General features: G+C 61.4%; 17 protein-coding genes. 11 read left to right on the top strand and 6 right to left on the bottom strand.

Going from position 1 to position 18,662, the window contains the following annotated elements; translation table 11 throughout:
• Positions 1 to 146: 146 nt before the first annotated feature.
• Together TU82_RS22445 and hslO are read right to left on the bottom strand one after the other, a co-directional pair.
• Positions 147 to 1,688: a phosphoenolpyruvate carboxykinase gene (locus TU82_RS22445; protein WP_057725437.1), complete on the bottom strand. Its 1,542-nt coding sequence runs from the start codon at positions 1,686 to 1,688 to the stop codon at positions 147 to 149.
• Between the two features lie 179 nt (positions 1,689 to 1,867).
• On the bottom strand, positions 1,868 to 2,770 hold the full coding sequence (hslO, locus tag TU82_RS22440; protein ID WP_057725436.1) for an Hsp33 family molecular chaperone HslO: 903 nt from the start codon (positions 2,768 to 2,770) through the stop codon (positions 1,868 to 1,870).
• Between the two features lie 123 nt (positions 2,771 to 2,893).
• On the opposite strand from hslO, the gene TU82_RS22435 reads away from it, so the two are divergent.
• The gene (locus tag TU82_RS22435) at positions 2,894 to 3,697 is read left to right on the top strand and encodes a phosphatase PAP2 family protein (protein WP_057725485.1); all 804 of its coding nucleotides are present in this window, start codon (positions 2,894 to 2,896) and stop codon (positions 3,695 to 3,697) included.
• A gap of 135 nt (positions 3,698 to 3,832) precedes the next feature.
• Here TU82_RS22435 and TU82_RS22430 read toward each other — a convergent pair whose 3' ends face one another.
• Positions 3,833 to 4,240 carry an RNA-binding S4 domain-containing protein gene (locus TU82_RS22430; protein WP_057725435.1) on the bottom strand — a complete coding sequence of 136 codons (408 nt, stop codon included), beginning with the start codon at positions 4,238 to 4,240 and terminating at the stop codon, positions 3,833 to 3,835.
• Between the two features lie 117 nt (positions 4,241 to 4,357).
• Between TU82_RS22430 and rimA the strand changes: the two genes are divergently transcribed.
• Genes rimA through rimK form a run of 3 tightly spaced genes read left to right on the top strand, consistent with a single transcriptional unit; the run spans position 4,358 to position 6,533 of the window.
• Complete coding sequence (rimA, locus tag TU82_RS22425) at positions 4,358 to 5,137, top strand: S6 modification regulatory phosphodiesterase RimA (protein WP_057725434.1); 780 nt, start codon at positions 4,358 to 4,360, stop codon at positions 5,135 to 5,137.
• 11 nt (positions 5,138 to 5,148) lie between these two features.
• Positions 5,149 to 5,631, top strand: a complete 483-nt coding sequence (gene rimB / locus TU82_RS22420; RefSeq protein ID WP_057725433.1) for a retropepsin-like aspartic endopeptidase RimB — start codon at positions 5,149 to 5,151, stop codon at positions 5,629 to 5,631.
• Complete coding sequence (gene rimK, locus TU82_RS22415; RefSeq protein ID WP_057725432.1) at positions 5,628 to 6,533, top strand: 30S ribosomal protein S6--L-glutamate ligase; 906 nt, start codon at positions 5,628 to 5,630, stop codon at positions 6,531 to 6,533. The genes rimB and rimK overlap by 4 nt, the downstream gene beginning before the upstream one ends.
• Before the next feature lie 138 nt (positions 6,534 to 6,671).
• Here the strand turns inward: rimK and TU82_RS22410 are convergent, their stop codons facing one another.
• Together TU82_RS22410 and ompR are read right to left on the bottom strand one after the other, a co-directional pair.
• Positions 6,672 to 7,985 (bottom strand): ATP-binding protein, encoded by a 1,314-nt coding sequence (locus TU82_RS22410; RefSeq protein ID WP_057725431.1) that lies wholly within the window; start codon positions 7,983 to 7,985, stop codon positions 6,672 to 6,674.
• A 116-nt stretch (positions 7,986 to 8,101) separates the two neighbouring features.
• A complete protein-coding gene (gene ompR / locus TU82_RS22405; RefSeq protein WP_015373500.1) occupies positions 8,102 to 8,842 on the bottom strand; it encodes an osmolarity response regulator transcription factor OmpR in 741 nt (246 codons plus the stop codon).
• A gap of 346 nt (positions 8,843 to 9,188) precedes the next feature.
• Here ompR and TU82_RS22400 point away from each other — a divergent pair, with 346 nt between their 5' ends.
• The 7 genes from TU82_RS22400 to tauD all read left to right on the top strand — a co-directional run bounded on the left by TU82_RS22400 (position 9,189) and on the right by tauD (position 17,389).
• Positions 9,189 to 11,513: a Tex family protein gene (locus TU82_RS22400; RefSeq protein WP_057725430.1), complete on the top strand. Its 2,325-nt coding sequence runs from the start codon at positions 9,189 to 9,191 to the stop codon at positions 11,511 to 11,513.
• The gene (locus tag TU82_RS22395; protein ID WP_057725429.1) at positions 11,513 to 11,896 is read left to right on the top strand and encodes a PaaI family thioesterase; all 384 of its coding nucleotides are present in this window, start codon (positions 11,513 to 11,515) and stop codon (positions 11,894 to 11,896) included. The genes TU82_RS22400 and TU82_RS22395 overlap by 1 nt, the downstream gene beginning before the upstream one ends.
• Positions 11,897 to 12,110: 214 nt before the next feature.
• Positions 12,111 to 13,694 carry a glutamate--cysteine ligase gene (gene gshA, locus TU82_RS22390; protein ID WP_057725428.1) on the top strand — a complete coding sequence of 528 codons (1,584 nt, stop codon included), beginning with the start codon at positions 12,111 to 12,113 and terminating at the stop codon, positions 13,692 to 13,694.
• A 236-nt stretch (positions 13,695 to 13,930) separates the two neighbouring features.
• Positions 13,931 to 14,908 (top strand): taurine ABC transporter substrate-binding protein, encoded by a 978-nt coding sequence (gene tauA, locus TU82_RS22385; RefSeq protein WP_057725427.1) that lies wholly within the window; start codon positions 13,931 to 13,933, stop codon positions 14,906 to 14,908.
• A 17-nt stretch (positions 14,909 to 14,925) separates the two neighbouring features.
• Positions 14,926 to 15,705, top strand: coding sequence for a taurine ABC transporter ATP-binding subunit (gene tauB / locus TU82_RS22380; RefSeq protein WP_057725426.1), 780 nt, complete (start codon positions 14,926 to 14,928; stop codon positions 15,703 to 15,705).
• On the top strand, positions 15,702 to 16,538 hold the full coding sequence (gene tauC / locus TU82_RS22375) for a taurine ABC transporter permease TauC (protein WP_057725425.1): 837 nt from the start codon (positions 15,702 to 15,704) through the stop codon (positions 16,536 to 16,538). Before tauB ends, tauC begins: the two co-directional genes overlap by 4 nt.
• 14 nt (positions 16,539 to 16,552) lie before the next feature.
• Positions 16,553 to 17,389 carry a taurine dioxygenase gene (gene tauD, locus TU82_RS22370; RefSeq protein ID WP_057725424.1) on the top strand — a complete coding sequence of 279 codons (837 nt, stop codon included), beginning with the start codon at positions 16,553 to 16,555 and terminating at the stop codon, positions 17,387 to 17,389.
• An 84-nt stretch (positions 17,390 to 17,473) separates the two neighbouring features.
• On the opposite strand, the gene mgrA is transcribed toward tauD, so the two are convergent.
• On the bottom strand, positions 17,474 to 18,511 hold the full coding sequence (gene mgrA / locus TU82_RS22365; protein WP_057725423.1) for an L-glyceraldehyde 3-phosphate reductase: 1,038 nt from the start codon (positions 18,509 to 18,511) through the stop codon (positions 17,474 to 17,476).
• Positions 18,512 to 18,662 lie beyond the last annotated feature (151 nt).

Genomic DNA, 18,662 nt, shown 5'->3' with positions numbered 1-18,662 from the left:
CAGGCGGCCCACCTTTGACTGGTACACCGCAATCGGGGGCAAGCCCCCTCCCACATGGGAACTGCGCAAACCCGGCGAGCGGGATACAACCTGTCGCGCACAAAAAAGCCGCCCACTCGGGGCGGCTTTTTCACACCATACGAACCTTACAACTTAGGCCCTGCAGCCTTGATCGCATCGCTCACTTCAAACTTCTTGAAGTTCTCGATGAACAACCCGGCCAGCGCCTTCGCCGCTTCATCGTAGGCAGCCTGGTCAGCCCAGGTGTTACGTGGGTTCAACAGGCCGGTCTCAACGCCTGGCACAGCCAACGGCACGTCGAGGTTGATGGTATCGAGGTGCTCGGTCTCTGCACCGATCAACGCGCCGCTCTGGATCGCTGCGATCACGCCGCGAGTGGTCGGGATGTTGAAGCGTTTGCCGACGCCGTAGCCGCCACCGGTCCAGCCGGTGTTGACCAGGTAGACCTTGGAGCCAAAGCCGCGGATGCGCTTGATCAACAGCTCAGCGTATTCACCGGCCGGGCGCGGGAAGAATGGTGCGCCGAAGCAGGTGGAGAAGGTCGACTTGATGCCGCTGCCCGAACCCATTTCGGTCGAGCCCACCAGTGCGGTGTAGCCCGACAGGAAGTGGTAGGCCGCTTGTTCTTCGCTGAGGATCGACACGGGCGGCAGTACGCCAGTCAGGTCGCAGGTCAGGAAGATCACCGCGTTGGGCTCGCCGCCCAGGTTCTTCTCGGAACGCTTGGCAACGTGTTCCAGCGGGTAGGCGGCGCGGCTGTTCTGGGTCAGGCTGACATTGGTGTAGTCAGCGTGCCCGGCCTCGTCGATGACGACGTTTTCCAGCACGGCGCCGTGCTTGATGGCCTTCCAGATAACCGGTTCGTTCTTCTCGGACAGGTCGATGCACTTGGCATAGCAACCGCCTTCGATGTTGAACACCACGCCTTCGCCCCAGCCGTGTTCGTCGTCACCGATCAGGTAACGGCTTTCGTCAGCGGACAGGGTGGTCTTGCCGGTGCCCGACAGGCCGAAGAACAGGGTCACGTCGCCTGCTTCGCCGATGTTGGCGGCGCAGTGCATTGGCAACACGTCGGACGCCGGCAGCAGGAAGTTCTGCACCGAGAACATGGCTTTCTTCATTTCACCGGCGTAACGCATGCCGGCGATCAGCACTTTTTTCTGGGCGAAATTGAGGATCACGCAACCGTCGGAGTTGGTGCCGTCACGCTCTGGCACGCACTCGAAGTTGGCCACGTTGAGCACTTGCCACTCGTCACGACCGGCCGGGTTGTACTGGGCCGGGTTGATGAACAGGCAACGACCGAACAGGTTCTGCCAGGCAGTCTGGGTGGTCATTTTCACGGCCAGGTAGTGGTCTTCGGAAGCCCCTACGTGAACGTGGGAAACGAAGTGCTCTTGCGCGTTGTTGAACGCTTCTACGCGCGCCCACAAGGCATCGAACTTGTCGGCCGGGAACTTGCGGTTGATCGGGCCCCAGGCGATTGCGTCCTGGGTAGTAGGCTCTTCGACGATGAAGCGGTCGACCGGCGAACGGCCGGTGCGGTGACCGGTTTCTACGACCAGCGCGCCAGTATCGGCAAGCACGCCTTCACCGCGCTGCAGGGCTTCTTTGACCAGATCGTCAACACTCAGATCGGTGTATACGGCGTTATTGGCTTGCGTCATGAGGTTCCCCGTCGGCCTGTGGCCGAGTGCTCCAAACGTTTTGTAGTAGAAGGTTGCGCACTACTACCGCGAAAAAAGTGGGCCGGATTATGCCAGAAAAGCCCAAAAAGAGTAGGGCCCTCCCGTCAGAACGCCTCTAATCCGGCATTCGGCAGGTAATTTACCTGTGCTTAAACGTTTTAGTGACGGGTGTCGGAAGGGGTGTCGCTGCCTGCGCCGGCGAACAATTGGGCTACATCGGCCGCGTCGAACAGGTAGCGCTGGTTGCAGAACTGGCAGTCAATCTCGATATGCCCACCATGTTCCACGACCAATTCCTGCGCATCTTCCAGACCCAGGCTGACCAGGGCATTGGCGGAACGCTCGCGCGAGCAACTGCAATTGAAGCGCAGGCCCTGCTCGTCAAACAGGCGCACCGCCTCCTCGTGGTACAGGCGATGCAGGATGGTTTCGTTGTCCAGGCCCAGCAGTTCCTCGGCGGTCAGGGTACCGGCCAGGGCGGTCAGCTTGCGCCAGCTGTCGATGCGCTCATCGTCGTCCCTGATGCGGTCGGCCGGCAATTGCTGCAGCAGCAGGCCGCGGGCGCGCTTGCCGTCGGCGTTGAGCCAGAACTTGGTGCCGACTTGCTGGGACATGACGAAATAGTTGGTAAAGCAGTCCGACAGGGTTTCGCCGTCCAGATCGACGATGCCCTGGTAGCGCTGGCCTTCCGTCGGGTCAACAGTGATTGCCAGCACACCGTCAGCCATCAGGTCGGCCAGGGTAGCGTCAGGCGCGATCCGCTCGGCGTCGTAACGGGCCAGGCCACGGATTTCACGCTCGCTGGAACACTCGATCATCAGCATCGGCACCGGGCCTTCGGACCGTGCCTGCAGGATCAGCAAACCGTCGAATTTCATCGTGCCTACCAGCAACGCAGCCGCCGCCATCAACTCACCGAGCAGTTGCGCGACCGGTTCCGGATAGGCGTGTTTGGCGAGAACTTCGGCGTAGCTGCGCTCCAGGGAGACGAGTTCGCCACGGGCGTCGTTCTCGTCGAAGATGAAGCGTTGGGTGAAGTCGGTGTCCGGTAGATCAGTCATAGGTCTGGGTATCTGAAGTGATGACAAAATGATTACAACGTTTATAAAATTAAACGCTTTAGCACCACATTGGTGCGATTTCTCCTGAAAACAAGGAGCTTGATGAGCGATGAGGGACAGTTTATGAACAATCCGGGTTTGTTCCAAGCGAACTGGAACCTCCGGCGATGGGCTCTTTGCAATCTGGTCGCTGTCGGGCTGCTGTGTTTCTGGCTGTGGCCCACGGGCCAGATGCTGTGTGTGATTTTCGACGAGTGGCTGTTTCATCTGCTCAATGGCCCGCTGGCGAGCAACTCCACCTGGTTACACGTTTGGGCCGTGGCAAGCCTGCGGCCGTTTGATGCGATCGTTGGGGTGATTCTGCTGGCACTGCTGATTCGCGGCGACTGGGTGTTCAAGGCCGTGCAGGTGCGCCAGGCGTTCTTTGGCTTCCTCGGTATTCTGCTGCTGTTGCTGTTTATCCGGATGTTGTTTTCCAAGCTCGCGGCACACATGGGTTGGCAGCACAGCAGCCCGTCGATGGTGATCGACGGCGCGATTCAGATGAGTGATTTTTTCCCCGGGCTTGAGAAAACCTGGGAATTGAAAGACCGTTCGAGCCAGAGCTTCCCGGGTGATCATGCTTCTGTGTTGTTGATTTGGGCGATGTTCATGACCGTGTTCGCCAAGCGCATCGGCCAGGTGCTGGTGATCTGGGGCCTGGCGCTGTTGTTCATGATGCCGCGCCTGGTGGCGGGCGCGCATTGGGGGCAGGACGATTATATCGGCGGGGTGTTGCTGGCGCTGTTGGCCTTGGGCTGGGGTTATTACACGCCGTTTGCGGCGAAGGTGTCGGGGTTTCTGTTGCGAGCAACCGCGCCGGTGTTCGGGGTGCTTGGCAAACTGCCGGTGATTGGGCGCTTGAGCGTCATGCGCACGAATCCTTAACACCGCAGCCAAATGTGGGAGGGGACTTGCTACCGATAGCAGTGGGTCAGTCAGCTAATCTGTGGCTGACACTCCGCCATCGGGGGCAAGCCCCCTCCCACATTTTTGATCTCATTCGGGCTGGAGATTGTGCAATCAATCATCGCTGCCGCTGCCGCGAAATTTGAACAGATCGCGGCGCTGCTTCTTGCTTGGCTTGCCGTCGGTGGTCAGGCCTGAAGCCCCCGCCTTGCGCATGGCCGCAGCGTTTTCCCGCTTGGCGATACTGGCTTCGGTTTCGGCGTACAACGTCTGCGCTTCAGGCGCGCCCCGGCGCACGATGGAGAGCGCTTGCACCACGACAGTCTTTTCATCAAAGCCTGTACGAATCTGGAACTCATCGCCGACGCGCGGTTCCTTTCCAGGCTTGCAGCGCTCGCCGCGATGGTGCACCTTGCCGCTCTCGATGGCGGCCTTGGCCAGGGCACGGGTTTTGTAGAAGCGCGCGGCCCACAGCCACTTGTCCAAACGGACCTTTTCTTCCTCTTCCTGCTTTTGAGCCACTTGAATTCCTCGCTCTGAAAAATGTCGCAACCTTACCGTTGAAACCCTTCGACGCATAAACCCCAAGGCTCACCTAAGATACGCCAGGTAGCACCCTGTTTTTCGCGAGGATACACCGTGACCGACTTTCCCGTTTCACTCACCTCGCCCAACCAGCGGTGCGTGGGTTGCCAGCAAAGCGAGCCGCTGGGGTTCGATTTTGCTTTCGCCTACCAGCCTATCGTAGACCTGCGTGACCGTTCGATATTTGCCAATGAAGCCCTGGTACGCGGCATACAGGGCGAAGGCGCGTTGTCGGTGCTGGCGCAAGTCAACGAAACCAATCGCTACCGCTTCGACCAGCGCTGCCGCACCCAGGCCATAGCCGGTGCCGCCGCCCTGGGCATGCAGACTTATCTTTCCATCAACTTCATGCCCAATGCCGTATACCGTCCGGAACTGTGTATCCGCAGCACCCTGGAGGCCGCTCGCGCGCACAATTTCCCGCTGGACCGCCTGATTTTCGAGACCCTGGAAAGCGAGCATGTAGATAACTATCGCCATTTGACGAATATTCTGCGTGAATACCGCGAATTCGGCTTCAAGACCGCCATCGATGATTTCGGCGCGGGCTATTCGGGGCTGAATCTGCTGGCCGATTTTCAACCTGATCTGATCAAGCTCGACATGGCGCTGATACGCGATGTCGACCAGGACCGTGTCCGCCAGGTGATCGTCCGGGGGATTGTCACAATCTGTGAGCAGTTGGGGGTTACTGTCATCGCCGAAGGCATCGAAAGTGCCGGCGAGCGGGACTTCCTTTCCGACTGTGGAATATTTCTGATGCAGGGCTACTGGTTCGCCAAGCCCGCATTCAATGCCCTGGCCAAGGTCTCCCCTCAAGCCTGGGCAAATTGACGGTACCCATATTGAAGACATTTGACCATTTGACCGTTGTGGGCCTGCGTGAGTGGGTGGCCCTTCCCGACCTGGGAGTGGCTGGCCTGCGCGCCAAGATCGATACTGGTGCCAGCACCTCAAGCCTGCACGCCACCGACATCGAGCCGTTCGAGCGCGACGGCGAGAAGTGGGTGCGCTTTACCGCGCATCTGGGCAGCGTGGTGCAACTGCGTCACCGGCGCTGCGAAGCGCCCCTGGTAACGATGAAAACCATCAAGAGCTCCAACGGCCATGCGCAGGTGCGCTACGTGATCAGCACCACCCTGGCGTTGGGCGATCGGGTGTGGCGAGTGGAGTTCACCCTGGCCTGTCGCAAAGCCATGCGTTATCGCCTGTTGCTGGGCTCCAAGGCGCTGATTGACGGCCAGTTGGTGGTCAGCCCAGCCGTAAAATACGTACAAGACAAGCCGGTGTTCCCGGTCTCCACTATTTCTGCCCCAGGTGCTGCATGAAGATTGCTGTGCTGTCGCGAAACCCGCGTCTGTATTCCACCCGCCGCCTGGTCGAGGCCGGCACCGAACGTGGCCATGAAATGGTGGTGATCGACACGTTGCGGGCCTACATGAACATTGCCAGCCACAAGCCGCAGATCCACTACCGTGGCAAACCGCTGGAAGGCTTTGATGCGGTGATCCCACGCATCGGCGCCTCGGTGACCTTTTATGGCTGCGCGGTGCTGCGCCAGTTTGAAATGATGGGCGTGTTCCCGCTGAACGAGTCCGTGGCCATCGCCCGCTCGCGGGACAAGCTGCGCTCGCTGCAACTGCTGTCGCGCCGGGGTATCGGCCTGCCGGTCACCGGCTTCGCCCACTCCCCGGATGACATCCCCGACCTGATCGAAATGGTCAATGGCGCGCCGCTGGTGATCAAGGTGCTGGAAGGCACCCAGGGCATCGGCGTGGTGTTGTGCGAAACGGCAACGGCTGCGGAATCGGTGATCGAGGCGTTCATGGGCCTCAAGCAGAACATCATGGTGCAGGAGTACATCAAGGAAGCGGGCGGTGCGGATATTCGCTGCTTCGTGGTGGGCGACAAGGTCATTGCCGCGATGAAGCGCCAGGCCAAGCCGGGCGAGTTCCGCTCCAACCTGCACCGAGGCGGCAGCGCCAGCCTGATCAAGATTACGCCGGAGGAGCGCATGACCGCGCTACGTGCGGCCAAGGTCATGGGGCTGGCCGTGGCAGGTGTGGATATCCTGCGTTCCAATCATGGCCCCCTGGTCATGGAGGTGAACTCATCGCCGGGCCTGGAAGGGATCGAGACCACCACCGGCAAGAACGTGGCAGGGATCATCATTGAGCATCTGGAAAAAAATGGTGGGCCGAATATGACTCGGACCAAGGGCAAGGGCTGAAAAACTTTGCCCCTGACACAACGTAAAATCAAATGAGGGAGGGGGCTTGCCCCGATAGCAGTGGGTCAGTCAATGCAGATGTGACTGACCCACCGCTATCGGGGGCAAGCCCCCTCCCACATTGATTCATGTTGTTTGTCAGACTGCGTCTCTGGGCAACATCAACCCAAGCGGCAAGCGCACCCGAGCTTCCAGCCCGCCCCCTTCACGGTTGCGCAGTTCAACGTTGCCGCCATGCATCGAAGCAATCCGCCGCACAATCGCCAGCCCCAAGCCGGTGCCTTTCCCGCCTCGGGCGCGGTCGCCACGGGTGAACGGGTTGAAGATGGCTTCCAGTTCAGCCGGGTCGATACCGGTGCCGCGGTCCATCACGCTCAGCACGACATAGGGCGCAGCGCTGTCACCCGACACGTACGCCGCCACTTCCACATCCGAACCGGCATGATGCAGGGCGTTGCCGATCAGGTTGTTGAGCAGACGCTTCATCGACACCCTGCGCAAGGCAAACGGCTGAATCGGCTCCAGGCGCATGCGTACCTGCTCACCGCTCTGGTTGTAGGGCGCGACCACTTCACGCACCAGATCGGTCAGGTCGACCTCCTCCACGACCTCGTCACGCCCATCACGGATGAACGCCAGGAACTGGTCCAGAATCGCGTCCATGTCCTCGATGTCGCGCACCATGTCATCGGTGAGGTCGGTATGGTTGCCCATCAATTCCAGGGACAAGCGCAATCGCGTCAACGGCGTGCGCAGGTCATGGGACACCCCCGCCAGCATCAGCTCGCGCTCGCGCCCGGCCTGCTCGACATCCTCCGCCATCTGGTTGAATGCGCCGTACACCTCGGTCATCTCGCTGGGCGTATCGCTGACCGGCAGGCGCACGCTGCGCCCCTGGCCCAGTTGGCGGGCGGCAAATACCAGGCGCTTGAGCGGTTGATTGAGCTGGCGCACAAAGATCCAGGCGGACGCGGTTGAAAGCAGGCCGATGGCAAGGAACCAGCCCAATACGTTCCAGATTTTTTGCCCGCGCAGCGGATGCGGATACAGCGGAACCTTGATCCAGGCATCGCCCAGACTCGGCGCCCGCACCCACAGCGCAGGTGAAACGTGCATGCGCAGGCGCACCTCGGTGTCGTCGCCCAGTTCCGCCTGCATCTGGCGCTGGTAGATCTCACTGTAGGGCCAATGCTGCTCGCCCTCGGGCACGCCGGCACCATCGACACGGATCAACGTTGAGGCCTTGGCTACCTTTTCACGGTTCTCGGGGTCTACGGCCCAGTAGGCACGCAACGTCAAGGCGACGCCGTGGCTGTACTGCCGATCCACCAGCACGTCCTCGTTCATCAACAGATAAACCAGGGTAAGTGCCTTGGAAAACAGAACGACGATCAGCACCAGCCAGAGGGTGCGGGAGAAGAAACTTTGCGGGAACCACAGCGGGGTTTTCATAGGAGACAGCTAGACACCTTGCAGGAACGAGCGGCGCTCGCAGAAGTGCAGACGCCGGGCACCCCGTTGATCCTCGTGGAATCAAACGCCGGATGCCCGCCCCTGCAAATCATCGGTCACTTGGTTGCGGTGCCATCCGGCACAAACACATAACCCACACCCCATACCGTCTGGATATACCGCGGCTTGGAAGGGTCCGGTTCGATCATCCGGCGCAGTCGGGAGATCTGCACGTCGATGGAGCGCTCCAGGGCGTCCCATTCGCGGCCACGGGCCAGGTTCATCAGCTTGTCGCGGGTCAGCGGCTGGCGAGCGTTCATCACCAGGGCCTTGAGCACCGCGAATTCGCCGGTAGTGAGCATATGCACTTCGTCACCGCGCTTGAGCTCGCGGGTGGCCAGGGACAATTCGTAGTCGCCGAACGTCACGCTCTCGTCTTCGCTGCCCGGCGCACCCGGTACCGGCGGTGCCTGGCGACGCAGTACGGCCTTGACCCGCGCCATCAACTCGTCAGGGTTGAACGGCTTGGCCAGGTAGTCATCGGCGCCCAGTTCGAGGCCCTTGATGCGACTCAGCTCATCGCCCTTGGCAGTGAGCATGATGATCGGAATCTGGTTGTTCGCGCCGCGCAGACGCTTGCAGGCGGTCAGGCCGTCTTCGCCGGGCAGCATCAGGTCGAGCACGACCAGATTGAACACTTCGCGCCCCAACAGGCGGTCCATCTGCTCGGTGTTCGGCACCGCGCGCGCCCGGTAGCCTTTGGAGTTGAAAAAACGCTCCAGCAGGCTGCTCAGCCCCGGATCGTCGTCAACGATGAGAATTTTTTCGCCTTCAGCAGTTTGTGCAGTGCTGCTCATTAGATGCTCCTCTTATCTCGGCGCGCATTATGGCCTAGCTGCCGTTATACGCACCGTGTGCATTGTTAGCAGATTTTTCCTCTACTGCCAGTCAAGCCGCGTCCGGCGCAGTAGCCCCCAAGGGTAGAACGCTGGTTATAATGCGGCGCCTTTGCGCAGGGCAACGTCAGATCGTTACCGTTTACTGCCGGGCTTTTTTTAACCCGCTTGTGGTGTTTTTTCGATTTCGAGGGTCAACAGGCAGCCTCTTGACCCAGGCAGCGGCGCCGGTCGGGCCGCTCAACCAGCCTCGCAAGGCCTTGTTTTCCGGGCGTGCGAACTGCTTTTCAGAATTTCAGGTGGTTTTATGGACAGCATCAACAGCCGCATCGCCGAGGAACTCGGTGTACGCCCACAACAGGTCGAAGCGGCCGTCGCGCTACTGGATGAAGGCTCCACGGTGCCTTTCATCGCCCGTTACCGAAAAGAGGTGACCGGCAGCCTTGACGACACCCAACTGCGGCACCTGGAAGAGCGCCTGCGCTACCTGCGAGAACTCGACGAGCGGCGTATCAGTATCCTCGCCAGCATCGAGGAACAAGGCAAATTGACCCCGCAGCTGGAACGCGACATCAAGCTGGCCGACACCAAGACCCGCCTCGAAGACCTTTACCTGCCGTATAAACAGAAACGTCGTACAAAGGGCCAGATCGCTTTGGAAGCTGGCCTGGGCGACTTGGCCGATGGCCTGTTCAACGACCCGTCGCTGACGCCTGAAACCGAAGCCGCGCGTTTTATCAACGCAGAAAAAGGCGTCGCCGATGTCAAGGCCGCCCTTGACGGCGCCAAGTACATCCTGATGGAACGCTTCGCGGAAAACGCCAGCCTGCTGGAAAAGCTGCGCACCTACCTGAAGCAGGAAGCCATCCTCAGCGCCCGCGTCATCGCCGGCAAGGAGGAAGAAGGCGCCAAGTTCCGCGATTACTTCGAACACGACGAACCGCTCAAAAGCATGCCGTCCCACCGCGCCCTGGCGATCTTCCGTGGCCGCAACGAGGGCATTCTCAGCTCTGCGTTGAAAGTCGGTGACGAGCTGCCGGGCACCATGCACCCGTGCGAAGGCATGATCGGCCAACAATTCGGCATTCAGAATCAGAATCGTCCTGCGGACAAATGGCTCGGTGAAGTCGTGCGCTGGACCTGGAAGGTCAAGCTCTACACCCACCTGGAAACCGACCTGCTCGGCGAGCTGCGTGAAGGCGCCGAAACCGAGGCGATCAACGTATTCGCCCACAACCTGCATGACCTGTTGCTGGCCGCACCGGCGGGCCCACGCGCCACCCTGGGCCTGGACCCGGGCCTGCGCACCGGGTGCAAGGTCGCGGTGGTCGATGCGACGGGCAAGCTGCTGGACCACGCCACCGTCTACCCGCATGTACCACACAACAAGTGGGACCAGACCCTGGCTGTCCTGGCCGCCCTGTGCGCCAAGCACGCCGTGGACCTGATCGCCATCGGCAACGGTACCGCCAGTCGCGAAACCGATAAGCTGGCCGCCGAGCTGATCAAAAAGTACCCGGCGATGAAGATGACCAAGGTCATGGTCTCCGAGGCGGGCGCTTCGGTGTACTCGGCCTCGGAACTGGCGTCCAAGGAATTCCCGGACCTCGACGTGTCCATCCGCGGCGCCGTGTCCATTGCCCGCCGCCTGCAGGACCCGCTGGCCGAGCTGGTGAAGATCGATCCCAAATCCATCGGCGTTGGCCAGTACCAGCACGACGTGTCGCAGCTCAAGCTGGCGCGCGGCCTGGATGCGGTGGTGGAAGACTGCGTGAACGCCGTGGGTGTGGACGTGAACACCGCCTCCGTGGCGCTGCTCGCCCGTATCTCCGGACTCAACGCTACCCTCGCGCAGAATATCGTCAACCACCGCGACGAGAACGGCGCCTTCAAAACCCGCGCCGCGCTGAAAAAAGTCGCGCGCCTGGGCGAGAAAACCTTCGAGCAAGCTGCAGGCTTCCTGCGCGTAATGAACGGTGATAACCCGCTGGACGCCTCGGCGGTTCACCCGGAAGCCTATCCGCTGGTCCAGCGCATTGCCGCCGAAACCGATCGCGACATCCGCTCGCTGATCGGCGATGCCGCGTTCCTCAAGCGCCTGGACCCGAAAAAGTACACCGACGAAACCTTCGGCGTGCCCACCATCACCGACATCCTGCAAGAACTGGAAAAACCCGGCCGCGACCCTCGCCCCGAATTCAAGACCGCCGAATTCCAGGACGGTGTCGAAGACCTCAAGGACCTGCAGCCAGGCATGATCCTCGAAGGCGTGGTAACCAACGTGACCAACTTCGGCGCGTTCGTGGACATCGGCGTGCATCAGGACGGTTTGGTGCATATCTCCGCGCTTTCGGAGAAGTTCATCAAGGACCCGCGCGAAGCGGTGAAGGCCGGTGACGTGGTCAAGGTCAAGGTGATGGAAGTCGACATCCCGCGCAAACGCGTTGGCCTGTCGATGCGCATGAGCGACACCCCCGGCGAGAAAATCGACGGTGCCCGTGGCGCTCGCCCCGGCTCGGCACCGCGCCCGTCGCAGCACACTGCGCCGCGCAAGGAGACCGCGACAGCGGCACCGAGCAACAACGCCATGGCCTCGCTGTTCGCCAACGCCAAGCAGTTGAAGAAGCGCTGATGGATATTCCGGCCGGTTTGACCCAGAGCGCGTTCAGCGAATTGATCGGCTGCCGCCTGCAGCGCCTGGATGCAGGCGTTGCCGAGGTGGCCCTGAGCCTGGCGCCGCAGTTGCGCAATCGCGGGGGCAAGCTGCACGGCGGCGCGATTTTCAGCCTGGTGGACATCACCATGGGACTGGCATGCTCCAGCGCCCATGGGTTCGACCAGCAGAGCGCCACCATCGAGTGCAAGATCAACTATATCCGCGCGGTTGAAGACGGTGACGTGCTGTGCACCAGCCGGGTGATACACGCCGGCAGGCGCACCCTGGTGGTCGAGGCCGAGGTGTACCAGGACGAAAGACTTGTCGCAAAAGCACAGGGCACGTTCGCTGTCCTATAGCTCCCTGCCCCTGATTTGAGTTAATTTCGGCGCTGTGACAACAGCGTCGGAATTTTCTCGCTGCGCTGTAGCCCAATTCATGGAGTGAAGTAGGCATATTCAGAGCGGGTCATATCGACTCAGAACCAGGCGATCACGCCAGTTTCAACTTCACCCTTGTAGACCGTCTTGCCCACCCCCATATTGGGGCGACTGACGCGTGAAGGAATCCAACTTGAGCGAACTTCTCAACCGCCGCCTGGCTCTGCTCGGCAAGCGCGAACACCTCTCCCTGCTAGAGCACTGCCTGCATGGCATCGAGCGTGAATGCCTGCGCGTCACCAGTGAGGGTCGCCTGGCCCAGACGCCGCATCCGGAAGCCCTGGGCGCCGCGTTGACGCACGAACAGATCACCACCGACTACTCGGAATCGCTGCTGGAGTTCATCACTCCCGCGCTGCCCAACCCGGCCGATACCCTGAGCAGCCTGGACAAGATCCATCGCTTTGCCTACACCAAACTGGGCAGCGAATACCTGTGGAGCCCCTCGATGCCGTGCCCGCTGCCGGCCGAGGAAGATATTCCGATTGCCTACTACGGCACCTCCAATATCGGGCAGCTCAAGTACGTTTACCGCAAGGGCCTGGCCCTGCGCTATGGCAAGAGCATGCAGTGCATCGCCGGCATTCATTACAACTTTTCGCTGCCGGAACAGCTGTGGCCGTTGCTCAAGCAAGCCGAAGGCTTTGTCGGCACAGACCGCGACTATCAATCCACCGCCTATATCGCGCTGATCCGCAACTTCCGGCGCTACAGCTGGCTGTTGATGTACCTGTTCGGCGCCTCGCCGGCCCTGGATGCAGGCTTCCTGCGCGGCCGTTCGCACCAGCTTGAAGTGCTCGACGCCGACACCTTGTACCTGCCGTACGCCACCAGCCTGCGCATGAGCGACCTGGGTTACCAGAGCAACGCCCAGGCCGGCCTGACGCCGTGTTACAACGACCTGGCCAGCTACACCGACAGCCTGCGCGAAGCGGTGGCAACGCCCTACGCGCCCTATGTCGAAGTCGGCACGCACAAGGACGGTGAGTGGGTGCAGCTCAACACCAATATCCTGCAGATCGAAAACGAGTACTACTCCAACATCCGCCCCAAGCGCGTGACCTATACCGGCGAGCGGCCGATCCAGGCGCTGATGGCTCGTGGCATCCAGTACATCGAAGTGCGCTGCCTGGACATCAACCCGTTCCTGCCGATGGGCATCGATCTGCCGGAGTCACGCTTTCTCGACGCGTTCCTGCTGTACTGCGCGCTGAACGACAGTCCGCTGTTTGCCAATAACGAGTGCGGCAATGCCACGTCCAACTTCCTCAGCGTGGTCAAGGAAGGTCGCCGTCCGGGCCTGCAATTGCAGCGCCAAGGCCAGGCCGTGGACATGAAAGAGTGGGCCGCCGAGCTGCTGGAGCAGATTGCGCCTCTGGCCGCCCTGCTCGATGAGAGCCATGGCATCACCGAACACAGTGAAGCGCTCGACGCCCAATTGGCCAAGGTCAAGGACCCGTCCCTGACGCCATCGGCCCAGGTGCTGGCGGCAATGGCCGAACGCAAGGAAAGCTTTGCCCAATTCTCGCTGCATCAGAGCGAGGTGCATGCCGAGTACTTCCGCAAGGAACCGCTGCCGGCCGAGGAACAAGCGCGCTTTGAAGAACTGGCGCGTACGTCGCTGGCTCAGCAGGCCGAGCTTGAGCAGAACGAAGTGGGTGATTTCGACGTGTTCGTCGGGTCGTACCAGGCGAGCATTCTAGCCATCAGCAACTGAGCTTTATGTGGGAGGGGGCTTGCCCCCGATAGCAGTGTGTCTGCCACTCAATCAGTGACTGAACCACCGCCATCGGGGGCAAGCCCCCTCCCACATTTGAACCCCCACCAGGCTCGCGACTCGCTTCACCTTCTTCTCATAAGCTAATTCGAAAATGTTATTTATTTTCGGATTCTTAGATCATTTAGTCTCCTCACTCGCCGCCCTCCCTGGCCGCCTGATTGAGGAGCTTCCCCTTGAAACTGTCTTCCCCACTGCGCTTGCTGGCGGCGTTGTCCCTGGCCGGTGCCAGCCTGTTTGCCCAGGCGGCGGATGTGACCGTCGCGTACCAGACCACCGTGGACCCGGCGAAAGTCGCCCAGGCCGACGGTGCTTATGAAAAAGCCACCCACGCCAGTATCGACTGGCGCAAATTCGATAATGGCGCCGATATCATTGCCGCCATCGCCTCGGGTGACGTGCAGATCGGCTACCTCGGTTCCAGCCCGCTGACCGCTGCTATCACGCGCAACGTGCCGGTGCAGACCTTCCTGATCGCCACCCAGATCGGCGGCGCCGAAGCCCTGGTGGCGCGCGATGGTTCGGGGATCAACAGCCCTCAGGACCTGGTCGGCAAGAAGATCGCCGTGCCGTTCGTGTCCACCGGTCACTACAGCCTGCTCGCCGCGCTGAAGCACTGGAACATCGACCCTTCGAAAGTCACCATCCTCAACCTCGCCCCACCGGCCATCATCGCCGCCTGGAAGCGCGGCGATATCGACGCCACCTATGTGTGGGACCCGGCCCTGGGCGTGGCCAAGGAAAACGGCAAGGTGTTGATCACCTCCGGCGAACTGGCCAAGTTCGGCGCGCCGACTTTCGATGCCTGGATCGTGCGCAAGGACTTCGCCGAGAAGCATCCGGAAATCGTCACGGCCTTCGCCAAAGTCACCCTGGATGCCTACGCCGCTTACCGCAAAGACCCACAAGCCTGGCTCGCCGACACAACCCACGTCGACAAGCTGGTGAAGCTCTCCGGCGCCAAGGCCAGCGACATCCCGCTGCTGCTGCAAGGCAATGTCTACCCGCTGGCCGCTGACCAGGTCACCCTGCTGGGCGCTCCTACCACCCAGGCTGTCACCGATACCGCCGCGTTCCTCAAGGAGCAAGGCAAGGTCGACGCGGTACTGCCGGACTACGCCCCTTACGTCAGCGCCAAGTTCATCACTCACTGATCAAGGAGTTCATCGCGATGGCCTTGCTACAACTGGAGCGCATCAGCGCACAGTACCCAGGCGCCCCGGAACCGGTACTGGCGGATATTTCACTTGAGCTTGGCCCCCAACAATTGCTGGTGGCCCTGGGTCCCTCCGGCAGTGGCAAGACGTCGCTGTTAAACCTGATTGCCGGCTTTGTCGAGCCCAGCGCCGGGCGTATTACCCTGGATGGCGTGCCGGTCAAAGGCCCGAGCGCCGAACGCGGCGTGGTGTTCCAGGACGATGCGCTGCTGCCCTGGCAGGACGTGCTGGCCAACGTCGCCTTCGGCCTGGAACTGGCCGGCGTGCCGAAGGCGCAACGTGAAGTGCGCGCTCGTGAAATGCTCGCGCTGGTGGACCTGAGCGGTTTCGACAGCCGCCGCGTCTGGCAACTCTCCGGCGGCCAGAAGCAACGCGTCGGCCTCGCTCGCGCCCTGGCGGCGGACCCTCGCGTATTGCTGATGGACGAACCCTTCGGCGCCCTCGATGCCTTCACCCGCGAACAGATGCAGGAACTGCTGCTGCAAGTCTGGCGACGCACGGCCAAGCCGGTGTTCCTGATCACCCATGACATCGAAGAAGCGGTGTTCCTCGCCACGGACCTGATCCTGCTGGCGCCCAACCCCGGCCAGATCGTCGAGCGCCTGCACCTGGATTTCGGCCAACGCTACGCGGCCGGCGAATCGGCACGGGCGATCAAGTCCGACCCGCGCTTTATCGAAACCCGCGAACACGTGCTGGGCAAAGTGTTCTCCCAACGGCAGGTGTCCGCATGAGCAGCTATGAACTTCCCGCCACAGCGACCAAGCCGCTGACGCATGCGGTGATTCCGCCGCGCCGCAGCCTGAGCACACGCTGGATCAGCGTACTGACCCTGGCGGCCTTGCTCGCTCTCTGGTGGGCCGTAACCGCCACCGGCTTGATCGAGCCCTTATTCCTGCCGCCGCCGTCCGCTGTGCTGCAAAAAGGCTGGCTGCTGGCGACCACGGGCTACATGGATTCCACCTTGTGGCAGCACCTGGGCGCGAGCCTCAGCCGCATCGGCCTGGGCTTGGGTTTTGCGGTGCTGACGGCCGTGCCGGTGGGGATCGCCATCGGTGCCAACCGTATCGCCCGTGGCATTCTCGACCCGCTGATCGAGTTTTATCGGCCGATCCCGCCGCTGGCCTATCTGCCGCTGATCGTGATCTGGTGCGGCATCGGCGAGCTGTCCAAGGTGTTGCTGATTTACCTGGCGATCTTTGCGCCGATTGCCATCGCCACCGCCACTGGCGTGCGCACTGTCGACCCGGCCAAGTTGCGCGCCGCGCAGTCGCTGGGCGCGACCCGGGCCCAACTGATTCGTCATGTGATCCTGCCCAGCGCCCTGCCCGACATCCTTACCGGCGTACGCATCGGCCTGGGCGTGGGCTGGTCGACCCTGGTTGCCGCCGAGCTGATCGCGGCCACCAGCGGCCTGGGCTTCATGGTGCAGTCGGCGGCGCAGTTCCTGGTCACCGACGTCGTGGTCCTGGGCATCCTGGTGATCGCGCTGATCGCCTTCGCCATGGAAATGGGCCTGCGCGCCCTGCAGCGTAAATTAGTGCCGTGGCATGGCCAGGCACACTGAGTGATGAACGTTAAATGAGCAGCCTGACCGTTACCCCATTAAGCACCGCGCTCGGCGCGCAGATCAGTGGCGTCGATATCACCCGGGCGCTGAGTCCTGAGGAGCGCGACGCCATTGAGCAAGCACTGCTCAAGCATTCGGTGCTGTTCTTCCGTGACCAGCCGCTCACCCCGCAGCAGCAGGCGCGGTTCGCTGCGTATTTCGGCGACCTGCACATCCACCCGATCTACCCCAACGTGCCGGAACAGCCCGAAGTGCTGATCCTCGACACCGCCTTCACCGATGTGCGCGACAACGCCGTGTGGCACACCGACGTGACCTTCCTGCCCACCCCGGCCCTCGGCGCGGTGCTCAGTGCCAAGCTGTTGCCGACGTTTGGAGGGGATACCTTGTGGGCCAGTGGGATTGCGGCGTATGAGGCGTTGTCCGAGCCGTTCAAAGCCTTGCTCAACGGCCTCAGCGCGACCCACGACTTCACCAAGTCCTTTCCGCTGGAGCGCTTCGGCAACACCGCCGAAGACCTGGCACGCTGGGAAGAAACCCGCCGCAAGAACCCACCGCTGTCGCACCCGGTCATACGCACCCACCCTGTGAGCGGGCGTAAATCGCTGTTCGTCAGTGACGGCTTCACCACCCGGATCAACGAACTGGAACCGGCCGAAAGCGAGGCGATTCTCAAACTGTTGTTCGCCCATGCCACCCGCCCGGAATTCACCATTCGCTGGCGCTGGCAGGAAAATGACGTGGCCTTCTGGGACAACCGCGTGACCCAGCATTACGCGGTGGATGACTACCGGCCGCAGCGGCGCGTGATGCACCGGGCGACCATCCTGGGCGATGTGCCGTTCTAAGTCATACCCAATTCAGGCAACACAGGAGATCAAATGTGGGAGGGGGCAAGCCCCCTCCCACATTTTTAACCCAGCTGTGTCAGGTTATTCAGCGCTGGATGGCTTTTCCCACAAGTTAATCCCACCTTCCTGCGCAAACCGATCAATTTCCGCCAGTTCTTCAGCGCTGAAGCTCAGGTTCTTCAACGCCCCGACGTTCTCGATGATCTGCTCCGGCCGGCTGGCACCAATCAACGCGCTGGTCACCCGAGGATCGCGCAGGGTCCAGGCCAGAGCCAGTTGCGCCAGGCTCTGGCCCCGACGCTGGGCAATCTCATTCAGTGCGCGAACGTGGGCAATGTTCTCCTCGGATAGGTGTTGTGCCTGCAGCGAGCCACCCCCCGGCCGATTCACCCGGGCATCGGCAGGAATGCCGTTGAGGTATTTATCGGTGAGCAAGCCCTGAGCCAGCGGCGTGAAGGCAATCACGCCCGCGCCGAGTTCTTCGGTGGTGTCGAGCAGGTCTTTTTCCACCCAGCGGTTGAGCAGGTTGTAGGCCGGCTGGTGAATCAACAGCGGCACTTTCCACTCTTTGAGCAGCGCTGCCATCTCACGGGTTTTTACGCCGGAGTATGACGATATGCCGATGTACAACGCCTTGCCCTGCTGCACGGCGGTGGCCAGCGCACTGGCGGTTTCTTCCAGTGGCGTGTCGGCGTCGAAACGGTGCGAATAGAAGATATCCACATAATCCACGCCCAGGCGCTGCAGGCTCTGGTCGAGGCTGGCCAGCACGTATTTGCGCGAACCTCCACCCTGGCCATAAGGGCCGGGCCACATGTCCCATCCAGCCTTGCTGGAGATGATCAGTTCGTCGCGGTAGTGCTTGAAATCTTCGCGCAGCAAACGGCCGAAGTTGATCTCGGCGCTGCCGTAGGGAGGGCCGTAGTTATTGGCCAGGTCGAAGTGATTGATGCCCAGGTCGAACGCGGTGCGCAGCAAGGCGCGCTGGGTGGCGATCGGGGTGGTGTCGCCAAAGTTGTGCCACAGCCCCAGGGACAGTGCCGGCAGCACCAGTCCACTGCGGCCTACGCGGCGGTAAGGAATAGATTCATAGCGGTTTTCGGCAGCAATGTACGTCATCGAATCCTCTCTGGGCGTTGGGGCAAAGAAGGCCTGGGAATAAGGTTATTCCCGGGCCTTTGAACCCGCTGAATCGCTTAAGTCTGCCTTTCCCTTTTACAGCAAAGACCCACTTGAGAGGAACGCCATTACGTGCATTTATGCGCGCGAA

The organism is Pseudomonas orientalis (assembly GCF_001439815.1).
Lineage (GTDB): Bacteria > Pseudomonadota > Gammaproteobacteria > Pseudomonadales > Pseudomonadaceae > Aquipseudomonas > Aquipseudomonas orientalis.
The sequence above is the reverse complement of the archived record's forward strand: the minus strand, read 5'-3'. Positions and strand labels throughout refer to the sequence as shown.